This is a genomic window from Leptolyngbya sp. FACHB-541 (genome assembly GCF_014695875.1).
Lineage (GTDB): Bacteria > Cyanobacteriota > Cyanobacteriia > Elainellales > Elainellaceae > JAAUTN01.
In genome coordinates this window covers 82,053-100,907 of record NZ_JACJPC010000048.1, presented here as the reverse complement: position 1 = coordinate 100,907, position 18,855 = coordinate 82,053, and the positions used below count along the sequence as shown (strand labels likewise).

The 18,855-nt window shown below is 49.5% G+C and carries 17 protein-coding genes; 9 read left to right on the top strand and 8 right to left on the bottom strand.

Going from position 1 to position 18,855, the window contains the following annotated elements; translation table 11 throughout:
- Positions 1–6 precede the first annotated feature (6 nt).
- Both H6G00_RS09115 and H6G00_RS09110 read right to left on the bottom strand, forming a co-directional pair.
- Complete coding sequence (locus H6G00_RS09115) at positions 7–990, bottom strand: FkbM family methyltransferase (protein WP_190796508.1); 984 nt, start codon at positions 988–990, stop codon at positions 7–9.
- 56 nt (positions 991–1,046) lie between these two features.
- On the bottom strand, positions 1,047–2,636 hold the full coding sequence (locus H6G00_RS09110; RefSeq protein ID WP_190796507.1) for an FkbM family methyltransferase: 1,590 nt from the start codon (positions 2,634–2,636) through the stop codon (positions 1,047–1,049).
- 82 nt (positions 2,637–2,718) lie between these two features.
- Here H6G00_RS09110 and H6G00_RS09105 point away from each other — a divergent pair, with 82 nt between their 5' ends.
- Positions 2,719–3,519 carry a hypothetical protein gene (locus tag H6G00_RS09105; protein ID WP_190796506.1) on the top strand — a complete coding sequence of 267 codons (801 nt, stop codon included), beginning with the start codon at positions 2,719–2,721 and terminating at the stop codon, positions 3,517–3,519.
- On the opposite strand, the gene H6G00_RS09100 is transcribed toward H6G00_RS09105, so the two are convergent.
- The 3 genes from H6G00_RS09100 to H6G00_RS09090 form a co-directional block, all read right to left on the bottom strand.
- A complete protein-coding gene (locus tag H6G00_RS09100) occupies positions 3,516–4,172 on the bottom strand; it encodes a helix-turn-helix domain-containing protein (protein ID WP_190796505.1) in 657 nt (218 codons plus the stop codon). The two genes, H6G00_RS09105 and H6G00_RS09100, sit on opposite strands and share 4 nt — an antisense overlap.
- 326 nt (positions 4,173–4,498) lie before the next feature.
- Positions 4,499–4,987 (bottom strand): Dps family protein, encoded by a 489-nt coding sequence (locus tag H6G00_RS09095; RefSeq protein ID WP_190641766.1) that lies wholly within the window; start codon positions 4,985–4,987, stop codon positions 4,499–4,501.
- Positions 4,988–5,097: 110 nt separating this feature from the next.
- Complete coding sequence (locus tag H6G00_RS09090) at positions 5,098–5,361, bottom strand: sulfiredoxin (RefSeq protein WP_190684663.1); 264 nt, start codon at positions 5,359–5,361, stop codon at positions 5,098–5,100.
- A gap of 478 nt (positions 5,362–5,839) precedes the next feature.
- Between H6G00_RS09090 and H6G00_RS09085 the strand changes: the two genes are divergently transcribed.
- The 3 genes from H6G00_RS09085 to H6G00_RS09075 all read left to right on the top strand — a co-directional run bounded on the left by H6G00_RS09085 (position 5,840) and on the right by H6G00_RS09075 (position 9,516).
- On the top strand, positions 5,840–6,436 hold the full coding sequence (locus tag H6G00_RS09085) for a hypothetical protein (RefSeq protein WP_190796504.1): 597 nt from the start codon (positions 5,840–5,842) through the stop codon (positions 6,434–6,436).
- 58 nt (positions 6,437–6,494) lie between these two features.
- A complete protein-coding gene (gene bchD / locus H6G00_RS09080; RefSeq protein WP_190796503.1) occupies positions 6,495–8,654 on the top strand; it encodes a magnesium chelatase ATPase subunit D in 2,160 nt (719 codons plus the stop codon).
- 73 nt (positions 8,655–8,727) lie between these two features.
- Positions 8,728–9,516: an SDR family oxidoreductase gene (locus tag H6G00_RS09075; RefSeq protein ID WP_190796502.1), complete on the top strand. Its 789-nt coding sequence runs from the start codon at positions 8,728–8,730 to the stop codon at positions 9,514–9,516.
- Between the two features lie 13 nt (positions 9,517–9,529).
- On the opposite strand, the gene H6G00_RS09070 is transcribed toward H6G00_RS09075, so the two are convergent.
- Together H6G00_RS09070 and H6G00_RS09065 are read right to left on the bottom strand one after the other, a co-directional pair.
- Positions 9,530–10,288: a hypothetical protein gene (locus H6G00_RS09070; protein WP_190684675.1), complete on the bottom strand. Its 759-nt coding sequence runs from the start codon at positions 10,286–10,288 to the stop codon at positions 9,530–9,532.
- A 311-nt stretch (positions 10,289–10,599) separates the two neighbouring features.
- On the bottom strand, positions 10,600–10,995 hold the full coding sequence (locus H6G00_RS09065) for a CsbD family protein (protein WP_190796501.1): 396 nt from the start codon (positions 10,993–10,995) through the stop codon (positions 10,600–10,602).
- Between the two features lie 336 nt (positions 10,996–11,331).
- Here H6G00_RS09065 and acsF point away from each other — a divergent pair, with 336 nt between their 5' ends.
- The 3 genes from acsF (at position 11,332) to trpD (ending at position 15,699) form a co-directional block, all read left to right on the top strand.
- Positions 11,332–12,408 (top strand): magnesium-protoporphyrin IX monomethyl ester (oxidative) cyclase, encoded by a 1,077-nt coding sequence (gene acsF, locus H6G00_RS09060; protein ID WP_190684681.1) that lies wholly within the window; start codon positions 11,332–11,334, stop codon positions 12,406–12,408.
- A 398-nt stretch (positions 12,409–12,806) separates the two neighbouring features.
- Positions 12,807–14,441, top strand: coding sequence for an alpha-amylase family protein (locus H6G00_RS09055; protein ID WP_190796500.1), 1,635 nt, complete (start codon positions 12,807–12,809; stop codon positions 14,439–14,441).
- Positions 14,442–14,589: 148 nt separating this feature from the next.
- Positions 14,590–15,699: an anthranilate phosphoribosyltransferase gene (gene trpD, locus H6G00_RS09050; RefSeq protein ID WP_190796499.1), complete on the top strand. Its 1,110-nt coding sequence runs from the start codon at positions 14,590–14,592 to the stop codon at positions 15,697–15,699.
- Here the strand turns inward: trpD and H6G00_RS09045 are convergent.
- Complete coding sequence (locus tag H6G00_RS09045; protein WP_190796498.1) at positions 15,696–16,613, bottom strand: retropepsin-like aspartic protease; 918 nt, start codon at positions 16,611–16,613, stop codon at positions 15,696–15,698. The genes trpD and H6G00_RS09045 overlap by 4 nt on opposite strands.
- A gap of 246 nt (positions 16,614–16,859) precedes the next feature.
- On the opposite strand from H6G00_RS09045, the gene carA reads away from it, so the two are divergent.
- On the top strand, positions 16,860–18,020 hold the full coding sequence (gene carA, locus H6G00_RS09040; RefSeq protein ID WP_190796497.1) for a glutamine-hydrolyzing carbamoyl-phosphate synthase small subunit: 1,161 nt from the start codon (positions 16,860–16,862) through the stop codon (positions 18,018–18,020).
- A gap of 17 nt (positions 18,021–18,037) precedes the next feature.
- Entirely contained in the window at positions 18,038–18,847 is an 810-nt protein-coding gene (locus H6G00_RS09035) for an inositol monophosphatase family protein (RefSeq protein WP_190796496.1), read from the top strand.
- The last annotated feature ends 8 nt before the right edge of the window (positions 18,848–18,855 follow it).

Here is an 18,855-nt window from a genome sequence, read left to right as displayed (position 1 = left end):
TTCTATTCAATCATTCCAGGTAATAAAGTCCTTAAGGTTAGCAAATATTGGTAAGCTATCCAATCCTTGTTGTACAACCTCTGGAACTTGAGTCAGACAGCTCATAATACAGTTTGCAACGTTATAACGCGGATTATCGCCATACTTCAAAGTGAGATGTTCTAGTAGTTCTAAAGCATAGTCTGCGAAACCCAAGATGTCAGCAATACATGCTAGTTTTAGAAGATTTTCAGGGGATTGAAGCCGAACATTTTCGATATCCTTGATAGGATCACACAGATAAAAGGCATCTGCCCAAAGTAACTGTCCAGGACGCCTCTTAGCTTGAATCGGTGAAATTCTCCGAACTCGTCTAGCAGCATCTAAATCAAAGTCAAACAACGCGAATCCAAATGAGCGAAGATATGTATCGACCTCAGAAAATAAAGGTTGATTGATGTAAAGCTCAGAAAAACTGACCTCTGTTTGAATAGCTAGGACACTATTTTTTACAATTTGAGAAGCTCCTTCTAAAACTTGAAGTTCTGCACCCTGAACGTCTAGCTGCAAAAAATCAATTTCCTCAATTCCTTCCTGTTGACAGAAAGTGTCTAGAGTTGTTGCTTCTAGCTCTGTTGTAAAGTCTAGATTAACCATTTCTGGCAGACCGACAAATCGAGCTAAAAAAGCTTCATTAGGAGAATATAGAGAACTACAGGCAGGATTTTGAGTGACATACAGTGTCAATTCTCCAACTTGCTTAGTGATAACAAGCGGAATATGCTGTTCTGTCCAGCAAATGGCTCTCTCCTCCAGTTCAGCATTGGCAGCATCACAAGCGTCTGCATCTGCATCAAAGCCGTAGATCGTTAGATTAGGTGCTAATAAATTCCAATGTTGACTGCCGTAATCATCTCGCTCTTCTAGCTTTCGAGAGCCAACACTGCAAATGGTAAAATGGAGGTGATCTAGGTGACCGCTTTCCTTCAGGCTTCTTAGGAAAAAAGACATATCAATACTTTGAAATCAACAATTTTCTTCTAAGTAGTGATCAAATCAGTTAATGATTAACTCGAAGTAAGATTTGAAATTTGAGGAATGGCAATAATGTTGAGTTTATTAGTAAAAGTCTGATTGAGGCTAACTGGAATTAACTCTTGCACATAGGGACGATAGTAGAAGAGATTATATCCTTGGGCTATCAGAAATTCAGCAACAGGTCGATTGTTAGCTTTAGCGCCTGCTACATTCTCGTAAAGAATACTAGGTTTGAAGTTGCGGAGGAGGCGATCGCACCCCTTTAAAACCTGCATCTCGTGCCCTTCTGCGTCGATTTTGAGCCAATCTACTTTAGTGATTTTCTCTTGCTCAATCAGGCTATCTAGCATAAAGCAAGGCACTTCTTCAAACATTCCTGGTTGCAAGGGTCGTGATTCATCTGTAATCACTTCGTTGAATTCGCTGGCGGAATGCAAGACGAGGCGAATGGTGCCGTTGCGATCGCTTGCTGCCCCCGTGCAAACTTTAACCCAGTCGAGTTGATTAACTCGGCAGGTTTCCTCCATGCAGCGTACGCAGCCTGAAAAGGGTTCTACGGCAAGGACTCGTCCGGTTGCGCCAACTTTTTGAGCCGCGCTGAAGGTGTAAACGCCGACATTTGCACCAACGTCAATCACCGTCATTCCAAGCTGAAGCTGGCTGCGCCAAAATTCCATTTCTGCCTCAAACCAATCGCCTTCCGCTAGTAAAACACTTGTGACAATGCTACGAAAGCTTGGCTCTACGGCTAGTTTTAAGTTGTTTTCAAAGGGGACGTAGGTAAAGGGGGTGCGGCTCTCTAGCTCTACCCAACTCCATTCGGGCGATCGCAAATTTTCTGAGCCATAACTAGCAGCATGTTTTAACCAAAGATTAGCCGTTTCGGGCTGATTCAATTCCTTATAAGCTAAGACTAAGGCATGAAGCACAGTAGCATTGTCAGGTGCTAATTTTCCGGCGCGTTGCAGATATAGCAAGCCCTCACACTGCTGATTGAGCCAGCTAGAAATTCCTAACTTGAGGTTAATCGAAGCAGAATTAGGCTGAAGCTGAGCCGCAAGCTGCAAAAATCGTAGTCCAACGGGGCTGTAGAAAGCGAGTTGCGATCGCCACATCACTTCAACTAATAGCACCAATGCCTGAGCGGAGCTATTCTTAGATTGAAAGAGGTGAGTAAGTAAATGGGAACGGTCGTTAATTGACTCCTTCAGGACAGGTGGCAGGTAGACTAAACCCAAGTTCTCCTGCTCCTCAGCACTGTAAGCAAATTGAAGTGTATTAATAAATGTCGAAAAAGTGGATTGTAGAGCTTTACCTGTCTCTCCAATCATGACTTGGAGCAGCGCCAGATGTGCGGCACAAAGAGGGTGTTCTTGAGAACTGTCACCCAGTGCTTCTAACGCCATATCTAGGTAGACTCCACGCAGCGTCAGATCATCTGCTGTTTCTGCCTCTACTAACGCTGCTACTGCAAGATTATTTAAGTCTAAGGCAGACTGAGGTTCATCCCAACTTGTGTTTGCCAAGATTTGCTCTACCTGTGCCAGAGTTTCTGCCGCAAGGGGGTAAACTTCCTGAACATAGTAAAGATAACCATCAATGTAGGAAGAATCTGTCATAAACTGCCCCTATGAATGGCATAGCTGAACCTCGTTACATTATCTCAAAATATTGAAGCAGCTTGTAAGGAAGATTGAATTTATGGGTGGTGGCGCTCGCCAAAATTGGCTCTATGGACTTACCACGATTGCTGTTGGTTTGGGTTGCGTCTTAGGCATCAGTTTGCTGCAACAACCGCAACTCGCTCGCCTAAAAAGCGCAGTAACCGATGCTTCACCAGAAGAATTGAAACAGCAAGATGCAGCACAAATCGTATATCTCAATCTAGTACAGCGATCTCCCGCGTTTGGGTTCGACAATTTGGTTGCCGACTGGATTTTTTTAGATTTCTTACAATATTTTGGCGAGACTCCTGTCCGCAACCAAATTGGGTATGACCTCAGCTCTGAATACTTTGAAGCAATTCTGAATCACGATCCGTACTTCAAAGATGCTTACTTCTTCCTGTCAGGAAGCACTACCCTTTACGCAGGCAGACCCGATCGCACAATAGACATCATGAACGAACACTTATCGCAACTGTCACCTAGAGTGCCGGACGAGGCATATTTTGTTTGGCGGTATAAGGGCACAGATGAACTGCTGTTTTTAGGGGACAGTCAGGCTGCTCAACGTTCTTTTGAGAAAGCAGCCGAGTGGGCGAGTATCTACTCTGACCCTGAGAGTCAAGCCATAGCGCAGATCTCGCAGCAAACGGCTGAATATTTAGCTAACAATCCTGAAAGTAAATCAGCCCGAATTTCAGCTTGGGTCACGGTTTTAGGCAATGCGTTTGATGAGAATACTCAACGTTATGCGATTAGCCAGATTGAAGCTTTAGGTGGCAATGTTTCTGTGGATGAGCAGGGAAGGCTACAGATTCAGCAGCCAGAAGGGGATTAGGGGTTGGAGACGGGGCTGACTTTGGCGCGGTAGAGGAGCTTTTTGCCTTGGATATAGCCTGTGTAGCGGATTTTGACGCGATCGCCACTCTCCGCCCAACCTTCCATTAACTGATGCAACTGAGGATCATAGGCAACTTCGCTTCCAACAGGGGCGATCGCTTCCACTCCCCAGCTTTTGAGTAGCTGTTCGATCGGACGCAGCAAAGGCAAGAGACGAGCGGCTGGAATTTGAGGATTATTTTCGGCAGCGTAGGTGGCTGTGGGTAGTTGCAGCAAGAGGGATTCTAGCGTTTGTAGGCTGGAGCGCTGAAATTCTTGCTGGAGGGTTCGCTGCTGTTCGGCAAGCTGTGCCTCCAGGCGGCGATATTCCTGTTGGAGATGACCTAAGTTCTGAGTTGAGTTAGGTTCGGACGACGGAAGCGGCAAGTTAGAAAATTTTGCCAGCAATTCATTAAGCGAAATTTGAAGAGTTTGACTCAGTTTGAAGAGTGGCTCTGCCTGCATTTGAGCGGCGCGACCCTGGCGTAGTTGTTTGACCTGCCATTCAGAAACGTCAGCAGTGCGGCTAAGGGCTTTGAAGCTAGGAATGTTGAGCGGTTGCATGAGCGATCGCAGCAAATCACTGTGATTTGAATTAGAAGTTTGATTCATAGCCTGATGGTTCTTCAAACAGAGGTGCAAGAGGTAGAGCCTCTACATGGCATTACAAAGCGAAGCCTCGTAAAAAGAGAGAGAATCGTCCTGCTCAAATTGTTTTCAGGAACATGATTATTAAAACTCAAACAGAAGAGCGGGGATCATAACCATCATTACGATCCCCGCTCTATCTCTTTCTAGTTCTCAAGCTACAGTTGTGAACTTTTCCCCAAGAGGACTAGCTTTCTTCAATCTCACGAGAAGCTGGAACTTCTAATTTGGTGCTACCAAGCTAGAGCCTGGTAACGAGTCAAACAAGCCAATAAGCTGTCCAACGATTCTTACTGCAACAAGCTTCTGAGCATCCAGGCGGTTTTCTCGTGCAGACGCATCCGCTCCGTTAGCAAGTCAGCAGTGGATTCGTCGCCAGCCCGTTCTGCTGCGGGAAAGGTGCTACGAGCAGTTTTGACGACAGCTTCATTGCCTTCTACCAACAGAGCAATCATGTCGGTTGCCTGAGGAACACCAGTGGTTTCAGGAATGGAGGTGAGTTGAGCAAATTCGCTGTAGGTCGCAGGAGCAGGAAATCCGAGGGAACGGATGCGCTCAGCAATGTCATCTACGGCGACTGCTAGCTCGGTGTACTGTGTCTCAAACATGATGTGCAAGGTCTGAAACATAGGACCTGTGACGTTCCAGTGGAAGTTGTGAGTTTTCAGGTACAGCGTATAGGTGTCTGCTAGCAGGCGAGACAGCCCGTCGGCGATCGCATGTCTGTCTGTTTCGTTAATGCCGATATCAACGGGAACGGTACGTTCTTGAGCTTGCATAGGTTTCTCCTGATTCAGCAAAAAATGGGGTTAATGACTGTTTTACCTGCAAAATGCAATTCGCACAGCCTCTAGAAGAGTGATTCTGGGATTAGATAATTCAAACTGACTTAAGCCAGATGCATCCGCAAAACAGATTTAGGAGCACGGCGGACATTACACAAAATCGTTTCGTGCCCTAAACGGCTGCAAGCCTCATAGCGATGGCAACCAGAGAAGCCGTAGTATTGACCTTCGACCTCCAACACATCAATCGGCTCTTGCAGACCAATTGCTTGAATGGACTCCATCAGAGCGGCAACTTTAGCCTGGTCGTTTTGCCGAAATAGAGGTCGGCGGATTTGGTTGATGGGAATTTCTTGAACTTTTGCCATCTTGCTTTAACTTTTGCTCTCTTCTTTCTAAATCATACTCATTATGAGTACGAGTTGCAAGTTAAAGATGAAAGGCAAGGGGAAACCTTCTTGCCCTAGCTCCCGGCCCCTCAGCAGATGAAAGCGGTTTGAAGTCCTTGTTACCCAAAGGGTTACCGTTTGATCCGGTAGTGATTCTAGGTTTTGAGCAAGGAGCGATCGCTCCTTGCTCAAAGTCTTCCGGGAGATCACGCCCTGCGGCTCTCTTCCTCGCACATTCTAAAAATCCTCAGCAACTTCAGACAATCAGTGCCCTACCTGACTGGTCACTGCTATCAGGAGCTTGGAACTGTGGACGGTTCCGCTTCATGTTGCGTTCTCGGTATTGGTCCTGAATGTGTTTCATTGAGGTGGGTTAGTCTGGTTAGGGCTGCCCATTTTGGCGCATACGCTAGTCAGCTTTGTGTCAATCGGTACGCCTTTGATCAGAAGAGGCTTTATGAAGCATTTGAGGCAACTTGCGGTAACTGCTAGTGGAATGGTGATCGCCACTCTGTTAACCTTTGCGGCAATTGTTCCGGCAGTTCAGGCAGAGAGGGGAAGGGGCGATCGAATTTCCCAAACAATCCCACTGCCCGAACTCGATCGCCATCTTCAGCCTGACATTGTCACTGAAGTTATTCCAGACGAAGAATTACCGCCGCCATTAGACGACGGAGTACTGTTTCGCATGATTGAGCGTCGTCCTCCCCTACAACGGCATCTTCCAGAACAGCAAGTAGAAGTGCATCTGATGGAAGACGGACGTATGTTTGTGTTTCAACCCAATCGCGGCAGGCAACCGATGGGACAGGTTGAACCTGCCGTGCTTGAGCAGTTCAAACGACTACTGAGAAATCCAGAATTTCTCAACTACAACGCCACAAGCTGGTCTAACCCAAACCAGGAGGAAACGGGCTACACGGTTATGCTTAGCAGTGCGTCAGTCACCATTGAGCTTAAAGGGCAGTTTTCCCTCTCAGAAGCGCTGTTGCCAGATTCAGTCGTTGCCGTGATGAATACGTTTGGCTATATGCTGGCTTATCTTGCCGCTTGAACTAAGGCACAAGCTTTCTTGGTAAGCTGAAAAGCTGGACCCTCTCTAATTTCGCATCATGCCTGCGCTTAGTACTTCTGCCTCACCTAGCCTGACTGCCTTTCCACTGACTGCCGTTGTGGGTCAAGAAGCAATCAAACTGGCACTGTTGCTTTCTGCCATCGACCCAGGTTTAGGTGGAGTCGTGATTGCAGGTCGCCGAGGCACTGCTAAATCGGTAATGGCACGGGCACTCCATGCCCTGCTGCCGCCAATTGAGGTCGTCAAAGGTTCCTGCTGCAACTGCGATCCTACCCGTCCTGATGAATGGGACGACGAGACGGTGAAGCGGGAGCTAGAGATCGGCGATTGGGGATTGGGGGCTGGAGAATCGGAAAGTGACAATCAGCAATCGGAAATGCAGGAGTTGCCTCCGACTGAGGTAGTTCCAGCTCCGTTCGTGCAGATTCCGCTAGGTGTGACGGAAGATCGGCTGCTAGGTTCAGTGGATGTAGCGCAGTCGATTAAGCAAGGGGAAACGGTGTTTCAGCCTGGACTGCTAGCAGAATCGCACCGGGGCATTCTATACATAGACGAGATCAACCTGCTGGATGATCAAATTGCCAATCTGCTCTTGTCGGCGCTGACAGAAGGGCGCAACCAGATTGAGCGAGAAGGAATTAGCTTCCAGCATCCCTGTAAGCCGCTACTGATAGCGACCTACAACCCAGAAGAAGGGGAACTGCGAGAGCATTTGCTTGACCGAATTGCGATCGCCCTCTCTGCCGATGCCGTTCTGGGTCTAGACGATCGCGTCGCAGCAGTTGAGCAAGCCACCCGCTATTCAGAGTCACCCCAGGAATTTTTGCGTCAGTACGCCGAAGACATTGACGGGCTGAAAACCCAGATTATTTTGGCGCGAGAATGGCTCAAAGATGTACAAATTCAGCCTGAACAAATTGCTTACTTAGTGAATGAAGCCCTGCGTGGTGGTGTTCAGGGACATCGGGCAGAACTGTTTGCCCTGCGAGTCGCTAAAGCCCACGCTGCCCTCGACGGACGCACCGAGGTCAACGCTGAAGATTTGCGAAAGGCAGTTGAGCTGGTGATTGTGCCTCGCTCCACCGTCGTGCAAACACCCCCTGAAGAACCACCGTCACCGCCACCACCGCCACCGCCTCAGAACCAGGACGACCCCCAAGACGAATCTGAACAGGAGCAAGACGAACAAGATGAGCGGGATGAACCCGAACAAGAACAGGAACCACCCAGTGTCCCAGAAGAATTTGTCTTTGACCCGGAAGGCGTAATTCTCGACCCATCCGTCCTCTACTTTGCTCAAATGGCAAACCGCCAGGGCAAATCAGGCTCCCGCAGCATTGTTTTCTCAGAAGACCGAGGACGCTACGTTAAGCCAATCCTGCCCAGAGGACAAGCCCGCCGCATTGCCGTCGATGCCACCCTCAGAGCCGCGGCCCCTTACCAAAAAGCCCGCCGCCAGCGCAGCGAACAGGCATCCAGCCAACGCGCATCCCTCACTCGTCAACCCCTAAACTCTGATCCCCAACCCCCAGCCCCTACCAAACGAGTCTTTGTCGAACAATCTGACATTCGCGCTAAACGTCTAGCCCGCAAAGCTGGCGCGCTAGTTATTTTTGTGGTGGATGCCTCTGGCTCAATGGCGCTAAATCGGATGCAGTCTGCCAAGGGAGCCGTTTTACGGCTGCTCACTGAGGCTTATCAAAATCGAGATCAGGTGGCGCTGATTCCGTTTCGAGGCGAGCAGGCAGAAGTGCTGCTACCGCCAACTCGCTCCATTGCAGCGGCGCGCAGGCGACTAGAGCGAATGCCCTGTGGTGGTGGTTCGCCCTTGGCGCATGGGTTAACCCAGGCAGTTCGGGTGGGGCTAAATGCCCAGCAGTCGGGCGATATCGGTCAAGTGGTCGTCGTAGCGATCACAGACGGACGGGGGAACGTACCGCTGGCGCGATCGCTAGGGGACACCATTCCTGAAGGTGAAAAGCCCGACATCAAAGCTGAATTGCTGGAAATCGCCGCTAAAGTTCGTGCCACCGGAATTCAGCTTCTAGTGATCGACACAGAAAACAAGTTTGTCTCAACTGGATTTGCCAAGGAATTGGCGAAACAGGCAGGCGGAAAGTATTATCACTTGCCCAAAGCAACCGATCAGGCGATCGCCGCGATGACGAGGGGAGCGATCGCAGATATGAAGGGATGAAGGACAGGAATCACACGGCCGGACAAAACTAGCAGACAGAGTAAGGTTAAAGATAAGAATTTGAGGCGCAAGCGTGGACGAGTTGCAGAAACCGCTAAGCGATCGCTGGTTACTCAGCGGCAAGAAAGCTCTGATTACGGGTGGCACAAAAGGAATTGGGTTAGCCGTTGCTGAAGAATTTTTATCGCTTGGAGCAAAGGTGACGATTGTTGCCCGTAGCGCTAAGGAGATCGAGCAACAGTTGACGAGCTGGCAGCAGCGCGGTTGGCTCGCCTATGGACTGGCGGCAGATGTGGCGATCGCAGACCATCGGCAAACTATTTTTGCTCAGATTGCAGAGTCAATGGGCGGACTCGACATCTTGATCAATAATGTGGGCACCAACATTCGCAAGAAAGCCCTGGAATACAGTTCCGAGGAATATGAACGAATTCTCGAAACAAACCTAACTTCAACTTTTGAAGTCTGCCGTCTAGCTCACCCGCTGCTCAAAGTGGGAGAAAACAGCAGCATCGTTAACATTAGCTCGGTAGCAGGGCTAACCGCCGTCAGAACTGGTGCCCCCTATGGGATGTCGAAAGCGGCTTTGGTGCAGTTGACGCGTAATCTAGCGGTGGAGTGGGCAAGCGATCGCATTCGAGTCAACACCGTCGCCCCCTGGTTTATTCGCACCCCGCTCACGGAACCTGTTCTGAACAATGAGGAATTTTTCGCCTCTGTTCTCTCTCGTACCCCTATGGGGCGAGTTGGAGAACCTGCCGAGGTTGCTGGGCTGGTCGCCTTTCTATGTATGTCGCCTGCCTCGTTCATTACGGGACAGTGCATTGCTGTAGATGGAGGCTTTTTAGCCTTTGGGTTTTAACTAGAAGTTGACTTCACATCATCGGTACATAAGCCCCGCCAGAATAAGCCCAAGCGATTCCTTCTGGATCAAGGCTCTGAGTCCAGGCGCTAAAGTCGTCCCGAGTTTTACGACGGCGCACTGTGCTAGCACTCACTCCCAAGCGCTGAGCTAGCTGATAGCTGGAGAGATAGCCCTCTGGAGCAACCTCTTCGATCAGTGCCAAATAGAGCTGCCAAAGCAAGACAACGCCGACAAAAATGACCAGAACGACTGCTTCAGGTCGTCTAAGCAGATTTTGAGTTTCCTGAATCGCGGTGTCTGTAGATACGGGGGCAATTTCACCGCTAGTAGGTTCCTGAATGACAGGAGGAGCGGGGGCGATCGCCTCTACCGTATCTGGGGAGGGAGAAGTTGAAAAAGGCTGAGTCGATTGAGTCACCGTGCTGGCTTCTGAGTAGGTGGAACTGGAATTTTTCTCTAACTGGATTTCTTGATTCCATGCTACAGAGTTATCGCCCATCTGGCGGCCAAAAACCTTAATTGTCTTGATAGGTTCAACCTTTAGTTTTTCAATGCCATCCCGGACAAAATCCACCATTGCTTGCTGATCGGGCACCCAGTCTGCCTCTAGCAACACATACAGACAGTCCTCTTTTCTTGCCACCTGTGTCTTGATATTGCGCTGCTTAGTAGAATGATTCATGATTGCAGCAATCACTTTGGGATGACCCTGTTTAGCTAGTGCCAAGATGTCTTGAGGCGACACTTGCGAAGACTCTTGTAAAGACATGAGCGCAGCCTTGAACTTGGAAACGAATATCTGAAATATGACACAGGGAGCCTACTGTGCTTCAGTTTATATTCTCCACTAGTCCATACCCAACTAGGTTAGACCTTTTGCATGAATGGTAGCGCAGTGAGCCGAACTGTCATCTACGTCTCAACCAGCAATTCAGGCAGAAGATCTATTCTCAAAGACAAAGGAAGCGAAAGCGTGGCTTTTCCACTGCTTCCGCTTCCTCAAAGGGGTTCAGATTGATCTTCAATCTTGATTAGATGGAGAAATCTAAAGGAGAAAATTTTGGTCAAAGAAGGAAAAATTTAATCAAAGAAGTCCTTGACTCGATCCACCAAGTTTCCAGTTTCATTTCGCGCACCACGACCTGCGTCTTTGACTCGATCACCCAAGTCTTCTGCCCGATTCTGGGCTCCACCCGAAAACTGCTTGGTGCGACCCTCAATCTGATTAGCAGGACTATCAGTGACGTCTCCAATGCCGCGCTGGACTCGGCCCTCAAGCTCCCTTCCCGTTGCTTTGACTCGCCGCTCAATGCCAGTGCTAGTAGCAGCGTCATCTCTAGCCGCGATCTGGCTGGGGGTAGCTGCCATCAAAGGAGATGCGATCGTTTGAGGAATCACCCAAACAGTGGCGAGCGCTAAGACTAAGGCCAGCATAAGACTGGCAAAAACTTTACGGCTGCGCTGGAGTAAATTCATAGTTGCCTCAACTTAAGTTAACGATGAAAGTCGATAGTGAGAGCGAACAGCAAGCTGAAATTGTAGAGGCATCCCTAATTTGCAATTTTACTGCTCCTTCGCAGCTATGGACATCTGCTGAAAGGCTCATGGATTCTATACCTTGAGGGCGATCGCCAGCTTGAGGCGCAACTCAGTATGTCTTTACCTGGCGTAGCAACTCTTAACATCGACAGCCTTGTTGCTCTCAAAGAGCTTGGTAGACTAAGGACACAAGAAAATTGCTGCACCTGGCTTTGCGGCTGTACTAAAACCGTGCGTTAACTCGTGCAGAATCATAGGTGAATAGAAATACCAATGGTTGATTCTCTAAAAAAACCTAGTGTTGAAGAAATCCGACCTGGAGTGAAAGCTCCAGCAAAAGAAACCATCCTGACTCCTCGCTTCTATACGACAGACTTTGACGAGATGGCAAAAATGGACATCTCCGTCAATGAAGCGGAACTTCAGGCGATTTTAGAAGAGTTTCGCGTTGACTACAATCGTCACCATTTTGTGCGAGATGCCGAATTCGAGCAATCTTGGGAGCACTTAGATGGCGAAACTCGACAGCTATTCATCGAGTTTTTAGAGCGCTCCTGCACTGCCGAATTTTCTGGCTTCTTGCTTTATAAAGAACTGGCTCGCAAGCTCAAAGACAAAAATCCGGTATTGGCAGAAGGCTTCCTGCTAATGTCGCGCGATGAGGCCCGTCACGCTGGTTTCCTCAACAAGGCGCTGTCAGACTTTAACCTGTCGCTCGATTTAGGCTTCCTGACTAAGAGCCGTAGCTACACCTTCTTCAAGCCAAAATTTATCTTCTACGCCACCTACCTGTCTGAGAAGATTGGCTACTGGCGCTACATCACGATTTATCGCCATTTGGAAGCTCACCCCGAAGATCGGATCTATCCGATCTTCCGATTCTTTGAAAACTGGTGCCAGGACGAAAACCGTCACGGCGACTTCTTTGACGCGTTGATGAAGTCTCAGCCTCAGTTTCTCAACGATTGGAGAGCAAGACTGTGGTGTCGCTTCTTCTTGCTGTCGGTATTTGCGACCATGTACCTGAATGACATTCAGCGCTCTGGCTTCTATCGGTCACTCGGTTTAGACGCTCGGGAGTATGACATTCATGTAATTCAGAAGACCAACGAAACCTCAGCGCGAGTTTTTCCAGTGGTTCTGAATGTTGATCATCCAGATTTCTTTGGGCTACTGGACATTTGTGCGGAGAATAATGTGAAGTTGAGCGCGATCGCCACTTCCAACACTCCCAAATTCCTCCAGTTTTTCCAAAAACTGCCTCTCTACGCCTCAACTGCGGTGCAGTTGGTTCGGCTTTACTTCATGAAGCCCATCAACGCAGCCAAGCTAGAAGGCTCTGTCCGCTAATAGCTTTTACCCCTCACACAAGGCGGCTCTGTCAAAATCAGAGCCGCTTTTTTGTAGTCTTTTTGACTCATCAATGCCCTTCGACAACAACAAACAGGGAACCATCAACAGAAATTTATCTTCCTCAAGCGGGATAAAGATCTATCAAGATTCAATCTTTTCTGTCGGAAGTGGGAAGAAATAAGGCTTTAAAGACGAGAGTATAAGCTGGGTTTGTAAGACTGCCAGGGTTGGTCAGGGTGATTATTGATGCCCTCGCTTCGCGTCTAGATTAAGCGTGAAATCAATTGTAAATAGTTGCGCTTTAGGGTGAGCGATCGCCAGTTTTGCGATCGCTTAAAGCTTTGCATAACAGCAAATATCGCTGAGCTAAACATTGCCGAGTCATAGGTGTCCTTATGTTAGACCTCTGGTACAAGAGCGCTATTATTTACTGCCTTGATGTCGAAACTTATATGGACGGAAATGGCGATGGCATTGGTGACTTTGAAGGGCTAACTGAGCGACTAAATTACCTTGCAGGCTTAGGAATTACCTGTATCTGGCTGATGCCGTTCTATCCAACCCCAAATCGCGATAACGGGTATGACATAAAAGACTTTTATAATGTCGATCCGCGATTAGGAACTTTGGGTGATTTTGTTGAATTTGCCCGCCAAGCAAACGAACGCGGAATGCGGGTAATCATTGATCTAGTAGTCAATCACACCTCAATTGAGCATCCCTGGTTTCAGGAAGCCTGCAAAAACAAGAATTCAAAATATCGTGACTTCTATATCTGGGCGGACGAAAAACCTGAAGATGCTGACAAGGGCGTAATTTTCCCAGGCGTGCAAGACAGCACCTGGACTTACAGTGAAGAAGCCGGAGCTTATTACTTTCACCAGTTTTATGAGCATCAAGCAGACTTAAATGTCGAAAACCCCAAAGTATGGCAGGAAATTCAGAAGATTATGGGGTTCTGGCTGCAATTAGGGGTATCCGGCTTTCGCCTAGATGCAGCCCCTTTCCTGGTTGAGTTGAAGCGTGTTCACGGTAGTTCTAAAGACGAATACGCCTATCTAGAAGAGATGCGGCAATTCCTCTCCTGGCGGCGAGGTGATGCGATTATCCTGGCAGAGGCAAACGTACCGATGGAGGATGTGCCGCACTACTTTGGCGACGGCGACAAGATGCAAATGCTGTTTCACTTCATGGCAAATCAGTATTTGATTTTGGCGCTTGCTCGAGAAGAAGCTGCACCACTGATTGAGGGTTTGAAAGCGCCGCCTGAAATTCCTCAAGTAGGTCAGTGGGCATACTTCGTCCGCAACCACGATGAACTGTCGCTAGACAAACTTTCGGACGAGCAGCAAGAGGAGATTTTGACTAAGTTCAAGCTTGATAAGGAGGAAGTTTGGATTTACGACCGGGGAGTTCGTCGCCGCTTTCCGCCGATGGTAGAGGGCGATCCACGCCGGTTGCGACTGGCTTACAGCTTGATCTTTACGATGCCAGGAACGCCTGTGCTGTTTTATGGAGAAGAAATCGGCTTGGGTGATGACCTGTCACAACAGGAGCGAAATTCGATTCGCCCTCCGATGCAGTGGTCAGGTGAAGCCAATGCGGGTTTCTCAACAGCACCACCAGAACAACTGTTTCGTCCTGTGATTTCGGACGATCAGTTTGGTTACCAGCATTTGAACGTGATTGCTCAGCGGCGGGATGCGGATTCACTCCTCAACTGGATGGAGCGGGCGATTCGAATGCGGAAGGAATGCCCAGAATTTGGCTGGGGCGACTGGCAAATTATTGGAACGGATCATCCTTCTGTTTTTGCCCATCGCTGTGATTGGCAAGATGGAGCGGTGATGGCAGTTCACAATCTAGCTGGAGAAGCCTGCAGCGTGACGCTGAATCTAAAGGAGAACGAAGATCGGCTGATTGATTTGCTAGGCGATCGGCCTTACCAACAATCTGAGGGCAATTCCCATGAAGTCGAGCTAGATGGCTATGGCTATCGCTGGTTTCGAGTTGGAAGATATCACCTTTGAAAGGGCTATTTGACAGAGCTAAAAGATGAAGGATGAGGAATAAAGGAAGGACAGCCAATTAGCAACAGGAGGCGGTACTATAGATAACGCTTCTGTCTGATGGAGTAAATTCCCATCTTTAGCCAGTACGACTTACTTTAGGCTGCTTATGAGTACCCCCCTTCAGTCCTCGGCATCAAATGTTGCTACAGCAGATATTGCTCAAGATTGGTCTGCTTTGCTGCAACAAATTTTGGATGGTCAGTCGCTTTCTACGGTTCAGGCAGCAGCATTGATGCAGGGTTGGCTGACGGAGGCGATCGCCCCAGTCTTATCGGGAGCAATTCTAGCGGCAATTCAGGCAAAGGGCGTTTCTGCATCAGAGTTGAGCGGCATGGCGCAGGTGTTGCAGGCGCAGTCCCTAGGCGGTGGCACGGCTCCCTCCCTCTCTGCACCCTTGATTGATACTTGCGGCACCGGAGGCGATGGGGCTTCTACCTTTAACATTTCCACAGCGGTTGCCTTTGTTGCTGCAGCTGCCGGTATTCCTGTTGCCAAGCACGGCAATCGGTCTGCCTCTAGCAAAGTTGGGTCAGCCGATGTACTGGAAGCACTGGGGATCAACTTGAATATTGATCCTGAGACAGCGCGAGCGGCTTTGCAAGAGGTGGGGATCACGTTTTTGTTTGCCCCAGGTTGGCATCCAGCCATGAAATATGTCGCACCCCTGCGAAAAACTTTGAAGGTGCGAACAATCTTTAATCTGTTGGGTCCATTAGTCAATCCACTGGGGCCTAGCAGACAGGTCATTGGCGTGTTTAGTCCGGCTTTGGTCGAGGTAATGGCGGAAGCATTACAGCAGCTTGGCAAGGAACAGGCGATCGTGCTGCATGGACGAGAAAAACTAGATGAAGCAGGATTAGCAGATGTGAGTCATTTAGCGGTTCTAGAAGATGGCAAAATTCGCTCTATCACACTTGATCCACAGCAGTTAGGACTGATCCCCGCGCCGACTAGCGCCCTTAGAGGAGGAGAAGTTGAAGAAAATGCTGAAATTCTGCGCTCTGTACTTCAGGGCAAAGGAACTCCAGCCCAGCAAGACGTAGTAGCGCTGAATGCAGCTCTAGCGCTAAAAGTTGGAGGGGCAATTCCAGGTGACTCCGGAATTTCTTCCGCACCTGCCGAGATTTATGCACAAGGAGTTGTGCAGGCTAGAGAAATTCTGCAAAGCGGTGCCGCCTGGGCAAAATTAGAGCAGCTTGTTGAATTTTTGCGTTAGCGCTCTCGAAACTCCACCACATCTTGGCGGACTACGACATCGTAGTGGCTAAAAAAGTCCTGTCCAAGCAGCCCTACCCCCAAGTTGGGTCCTGCGACTGCAACCAGCACGTCCTGGGCGATCGCCCCACCCACTTCAATAGAGTTAACGTAGCCTAGGGGAAACGTCACATTTCTGTCGCTGGCCGTATCAACACTCGCTTCTCCCACCGGGACTACATTCAGCGCTGTCGCCATCTGAGATGTAATCACCGTGCCACTAGCTCCGGTGTCTAAAATCATTTCAAACTGCCGACTGCCGTTAAACGTCACATTGATGACAGGCGTACCCCCCGCTCGTCGCACAATTGGCACTTGATAAACGCCAGCACCGCCTGAAGAAGCTGGCGCTGGTGCCGCTGCGAAAGGACGGGGAGCAACAGGTTGACTGGCAGGCTGTTGACTGACAGGCTGGTTGCGAGGGGCAAGCACCACTACGCCATCAGGATTCGCAAGGGCAGTAGAACGACTGGCTTGCTGTTGAGCGTAGTCCAAATTGCGGCGATATTCGGACAGTTTAGTCTGCGCCAGCGAACGGTTGGGGCTGGCAGCAGGTACCGATGCTAATAGGTCAATTGCTTGCTGCCAACGACTTGCGACCAGTCGCCAATCATCTTGCGATCGCGCCGATTGGCTGATGGTGAATGCACTAGAAGCCCGACTAATCGCCTGTTGGTAAGGGTCAGGCGGCTGCGGAGTGGATACGGCAGGGCTAGCGATTGGAGCGACTGGAGCAGGTGACGCAATAGGACTGGTTGCAGGTTGCACTGATATGGAGCTAGAGCGATCGCCAGAGATAGAGCTACACGCCACGCTGACAATGCCACAACCTGATAGCAAAAGCAGAGTTGCAGTGGGTCGAAGAAACTGACGCATATCGGTTTGGAGTAAGATTTGGCACGAAGGCAGTCACAATAAAGCTAAAAATGCCCCAACAGAAGAGCCTTATTTCTAATTTCACCTGCTTAAGTTTGCATTTCTGATTTTGCATTCTTAATTGACTAAGCAACTTCTGCCACTAACGTATAGTCTAGATGAGGTCTCGTTGCTCCATACGCGGCAACTTGGACATTCGGTTATTTGGTTTATTTGGTCGATGTATCAAGATTATTGAGAGGGTCTATGTCACTTTCTGCCAATCAACCAGCCCTGCTAGTTTTGGCTGATGGAACAGTTTACCGGGGATATTCATTTGGGGCTGCGGGCACGACAATCGGTGAAGTTGTATTTAACACGGGGATGACGGGCTACCAGGAAGTCCTCACCGACCCTAGCTACTGTGGTCAAATCGTAACATTTACCTATCCAGAATTGGGAAATACCGGAGTCAATCCTGAAGACGATGAATCTCAGGGTCCTCAGGTCAAAGGGGCGATCGCTCGCAATATTTGTCATCAGCCTAGCAACTGGCGCTCTACCCAATCGCTCAGCGACTACCTGAACCAGTATAAGATTCCTGGCATTTACGGCATCGACACCCGCGCCCTAACCCGCAAAATTCGCTCCTCTGGGGCAATGAACGGAGCCATTTCTACCGAAATTTTGGAACCGACTGAACTGCTATTGCGCGTTCAAGAAGCTCCCAGCATGGCGGGATTAAACTTGGTGAGCCAAGTCACCACCCAGACCGTTTATGAATGGTCTGACCCCACCAGCCCCATTTGGGAATTTCGACCCACCCAAGAGACTGAGACGTCCCCACAGCTTACGGTTGTGGCGATCGACTTTGGTATCAAACGCAACATCTTACGTCGTCTAGCCAGCTACGGTTGTCGTGTTGTCATTGTTCCTGCCGACACACCACCCGAAGACATTCTCAAATACAACCCAGACGGCATCTTCCTCTCTAACGGCCCTGGCGACCCAGCGGCTGTTGCTGAAGGCATTGCAACAACGAAGGCTCTGTTAGCCAGTCAAAAGCCCGTCTTCGGCATCTGCATGGGACACCAGATTTTAGGTTTATCTTTGGGTGCAGAAACCTTCAAGCTGAAGTTTGGACATCGTGGCTTAAACCAACCCGCAGGTTTGCGCCAGCGCATTGAAATCACTAGCCAAAATCATGGCTTTGCGATCGACCCCGATTCCATTCCTGAGGCAGATATTGAAATCACCCATCTAAATTTGAATGATCGTACCGTTGCTGGATTGCGTCACAAAACCCTGCCGCTATTCTCGGTACAGTATCACCCAGAAGCCAGCCCTGGTCCGCATGACGCAGATTATCTGTTTGAGCAGTTTGTTCAGTCAATGCGAGGGCAAAAAGCAGAGGCAGGGAAAGGGTGAAAAATGAGGGATGAAGGATGGATTTTTGGGCCGACGTTCTTGGTTTTGCAGAAAACCTGACGGACAGAGTGGGTCAACAGCTTCTGAGCAGCTTTGGGCAGTCTCAGGCGACAGAAAAAGCAGATGGCAGCTTGGTGACTCGGGCTGACCAGTGGGCAGATGCCGAACTGAGGGAAGCGATCGCCACCCGCTTTCCCAACCACGGCGTTCTCAGTGAAGAAGTCGAACACATCTTCCCGAATAACGACTGGTGTTGGATCATCGACCCCATTGACGGCACCACCAACTATGCGCGCGGCATTCCACTTTGGGGCATTTCTCTAGGACTGCTTTACCAAGGGACACCCGTATTTGGCTATGTCCATCTGCCCCCGCTTGCATCCTCTTTCCACGGCTTCTGGTACGGCTCCTCTGGATTAACCGGTCCAACCGGCGCATTCCTAAACCACAAACCAATTCAGGCGAGTTCTGAAGATCCTTCTCCCACCCATCTGTTTAACCTTTGTGCCCGCAGCACCGACGTATTCAAACAACCTCTGCCCTGCAAAGCCCGGATGTTAGGAGTTGCCACCTACAACCTGCTCACCATCTCAGCCGGAGCCGCACTAGGCGGAGTCGAAGCCACCCCAAAGATTTGGGACATTTCCGCAGTTTGGGCGATCGCCCAAGCTGCAGGGGCAACCTGGGTAGCCTTGGACGACCAACAAATCTTTCCGCTCAAACCAGGCGAAGACTATAGCGATCGCTCCTACCCCACTCTGGTCGTCAGTCGCGCCGACCTGGTTCCCATCTTCAAACCCCTCGTGCAGTTTTTAGGGCATCCATAACCCTCCAA

Coding starts and splice junctions, on each gene's coding strand:
- H6G00_RS09115 (WP_190796508.1), bottom strand. CDS start 990: ATGTCTTTTTTCCTAAGAAGCCTGAAGGAAAGCGGTCACCTAGATCAC.
- H6G00_RS09110 (WP_190796507.1), bottom strand. CDS start 2,636: ATGACAGATTCTTCCTACATTGATGGTTATCTTTACTATGTTCAGGAA.
- H6G00_RS09105 (WP_190796506.1), top strand. CDS start 2,719: ATGGGTGGTGGCGCTCGCCAAAATTGGCTCTATGGACTTACCACGATT.
- H6G00_RS09100 (WP_190796505.1), bottom strand. CDS start 4,172: ATGAATCAAACTTCTAATTCAAATCACAGTGATTTGCTGCGATCGCTC.
- H6G00_RS09095 (WP_190641766.1), bottom strand. CDS start 4,987: ATGCAAGCTCAAGAACGTACCGTTCCCGTTGATATCGGCATTAACGAA.
- H6G00_RS09090 (WP_190684663.1), bottom strand. CDS start 5,361: ATGGCAAAAGTTCAAGAAATTCCCATCAACCAAATCCGCCGACCTCTA.
- H6G00_RS09085 (WP_190796504.1), top strand. CDS start 5,840: ATGAAGCATTTGAGGCAACTTGCGGTAACTGCTAGTGGAATGGTGATC.
- bchD (WP_190796503.1), top strand. CDS start 6,495: ATGCCTGCGCTTAGTACTTCTGCCTCACCTAGCCTGACTGCCTTTCCA.
- H6G00_RS09070 (WP_190684675.1), bottom strand. CDS start 10,288: ATGTCTTTACAAGAGTCTTCGCAAGTGTCGCCTCAAGACATCTTGGCA.
- H6G00_RS09065 (WP_190796501.1), bottom strand. CDS start 10,995: ATGAATTTACTCCAGCGCAGCCGTAAAGTTTTTGCCAGTCTTATGCTG.
- acsF (WP_190684681.1), top strand. CDS start 11,332: ATGGTTGATTCTCTAAAAAAACCTAGTGTTGAAGAAATCCGACCTGGA.
- H6G00_RS09055 (WP_190796500.1), top strand. CDS start 12,807: ATGTTAGACCTCTGGTACAAGAGCGCTATTATTTACTGCCTTGATGTC.
- trpD (WP_190796499.1), top strand. CDS start 14,590: ATGAGTACCCCCCTTCAGTCCTCGGCATCAAATGTTGCTACAGCAGAT.
- H6G00_RS09045 (WP_190796498.1), bottom strand. CDS start 16,613: ATGCGTCAGTTTCTTCGACCCACTGCAACTCTGCTTTTGCTATCAGGT.
- carA (WP_190796497.1), top strand. CDS start 16,860: ATGTCACTTTCTGCCAATCAACCAGCCCTGCTAGTTTTGGCTGATGGA.
- H6G00_RS09035 (WP_190796496.1), top strand. CDS start 18,038: ATGGATTTTTGGGCCGACGTTCTTGGTTTTGCAGAAAACCTGACGGAC.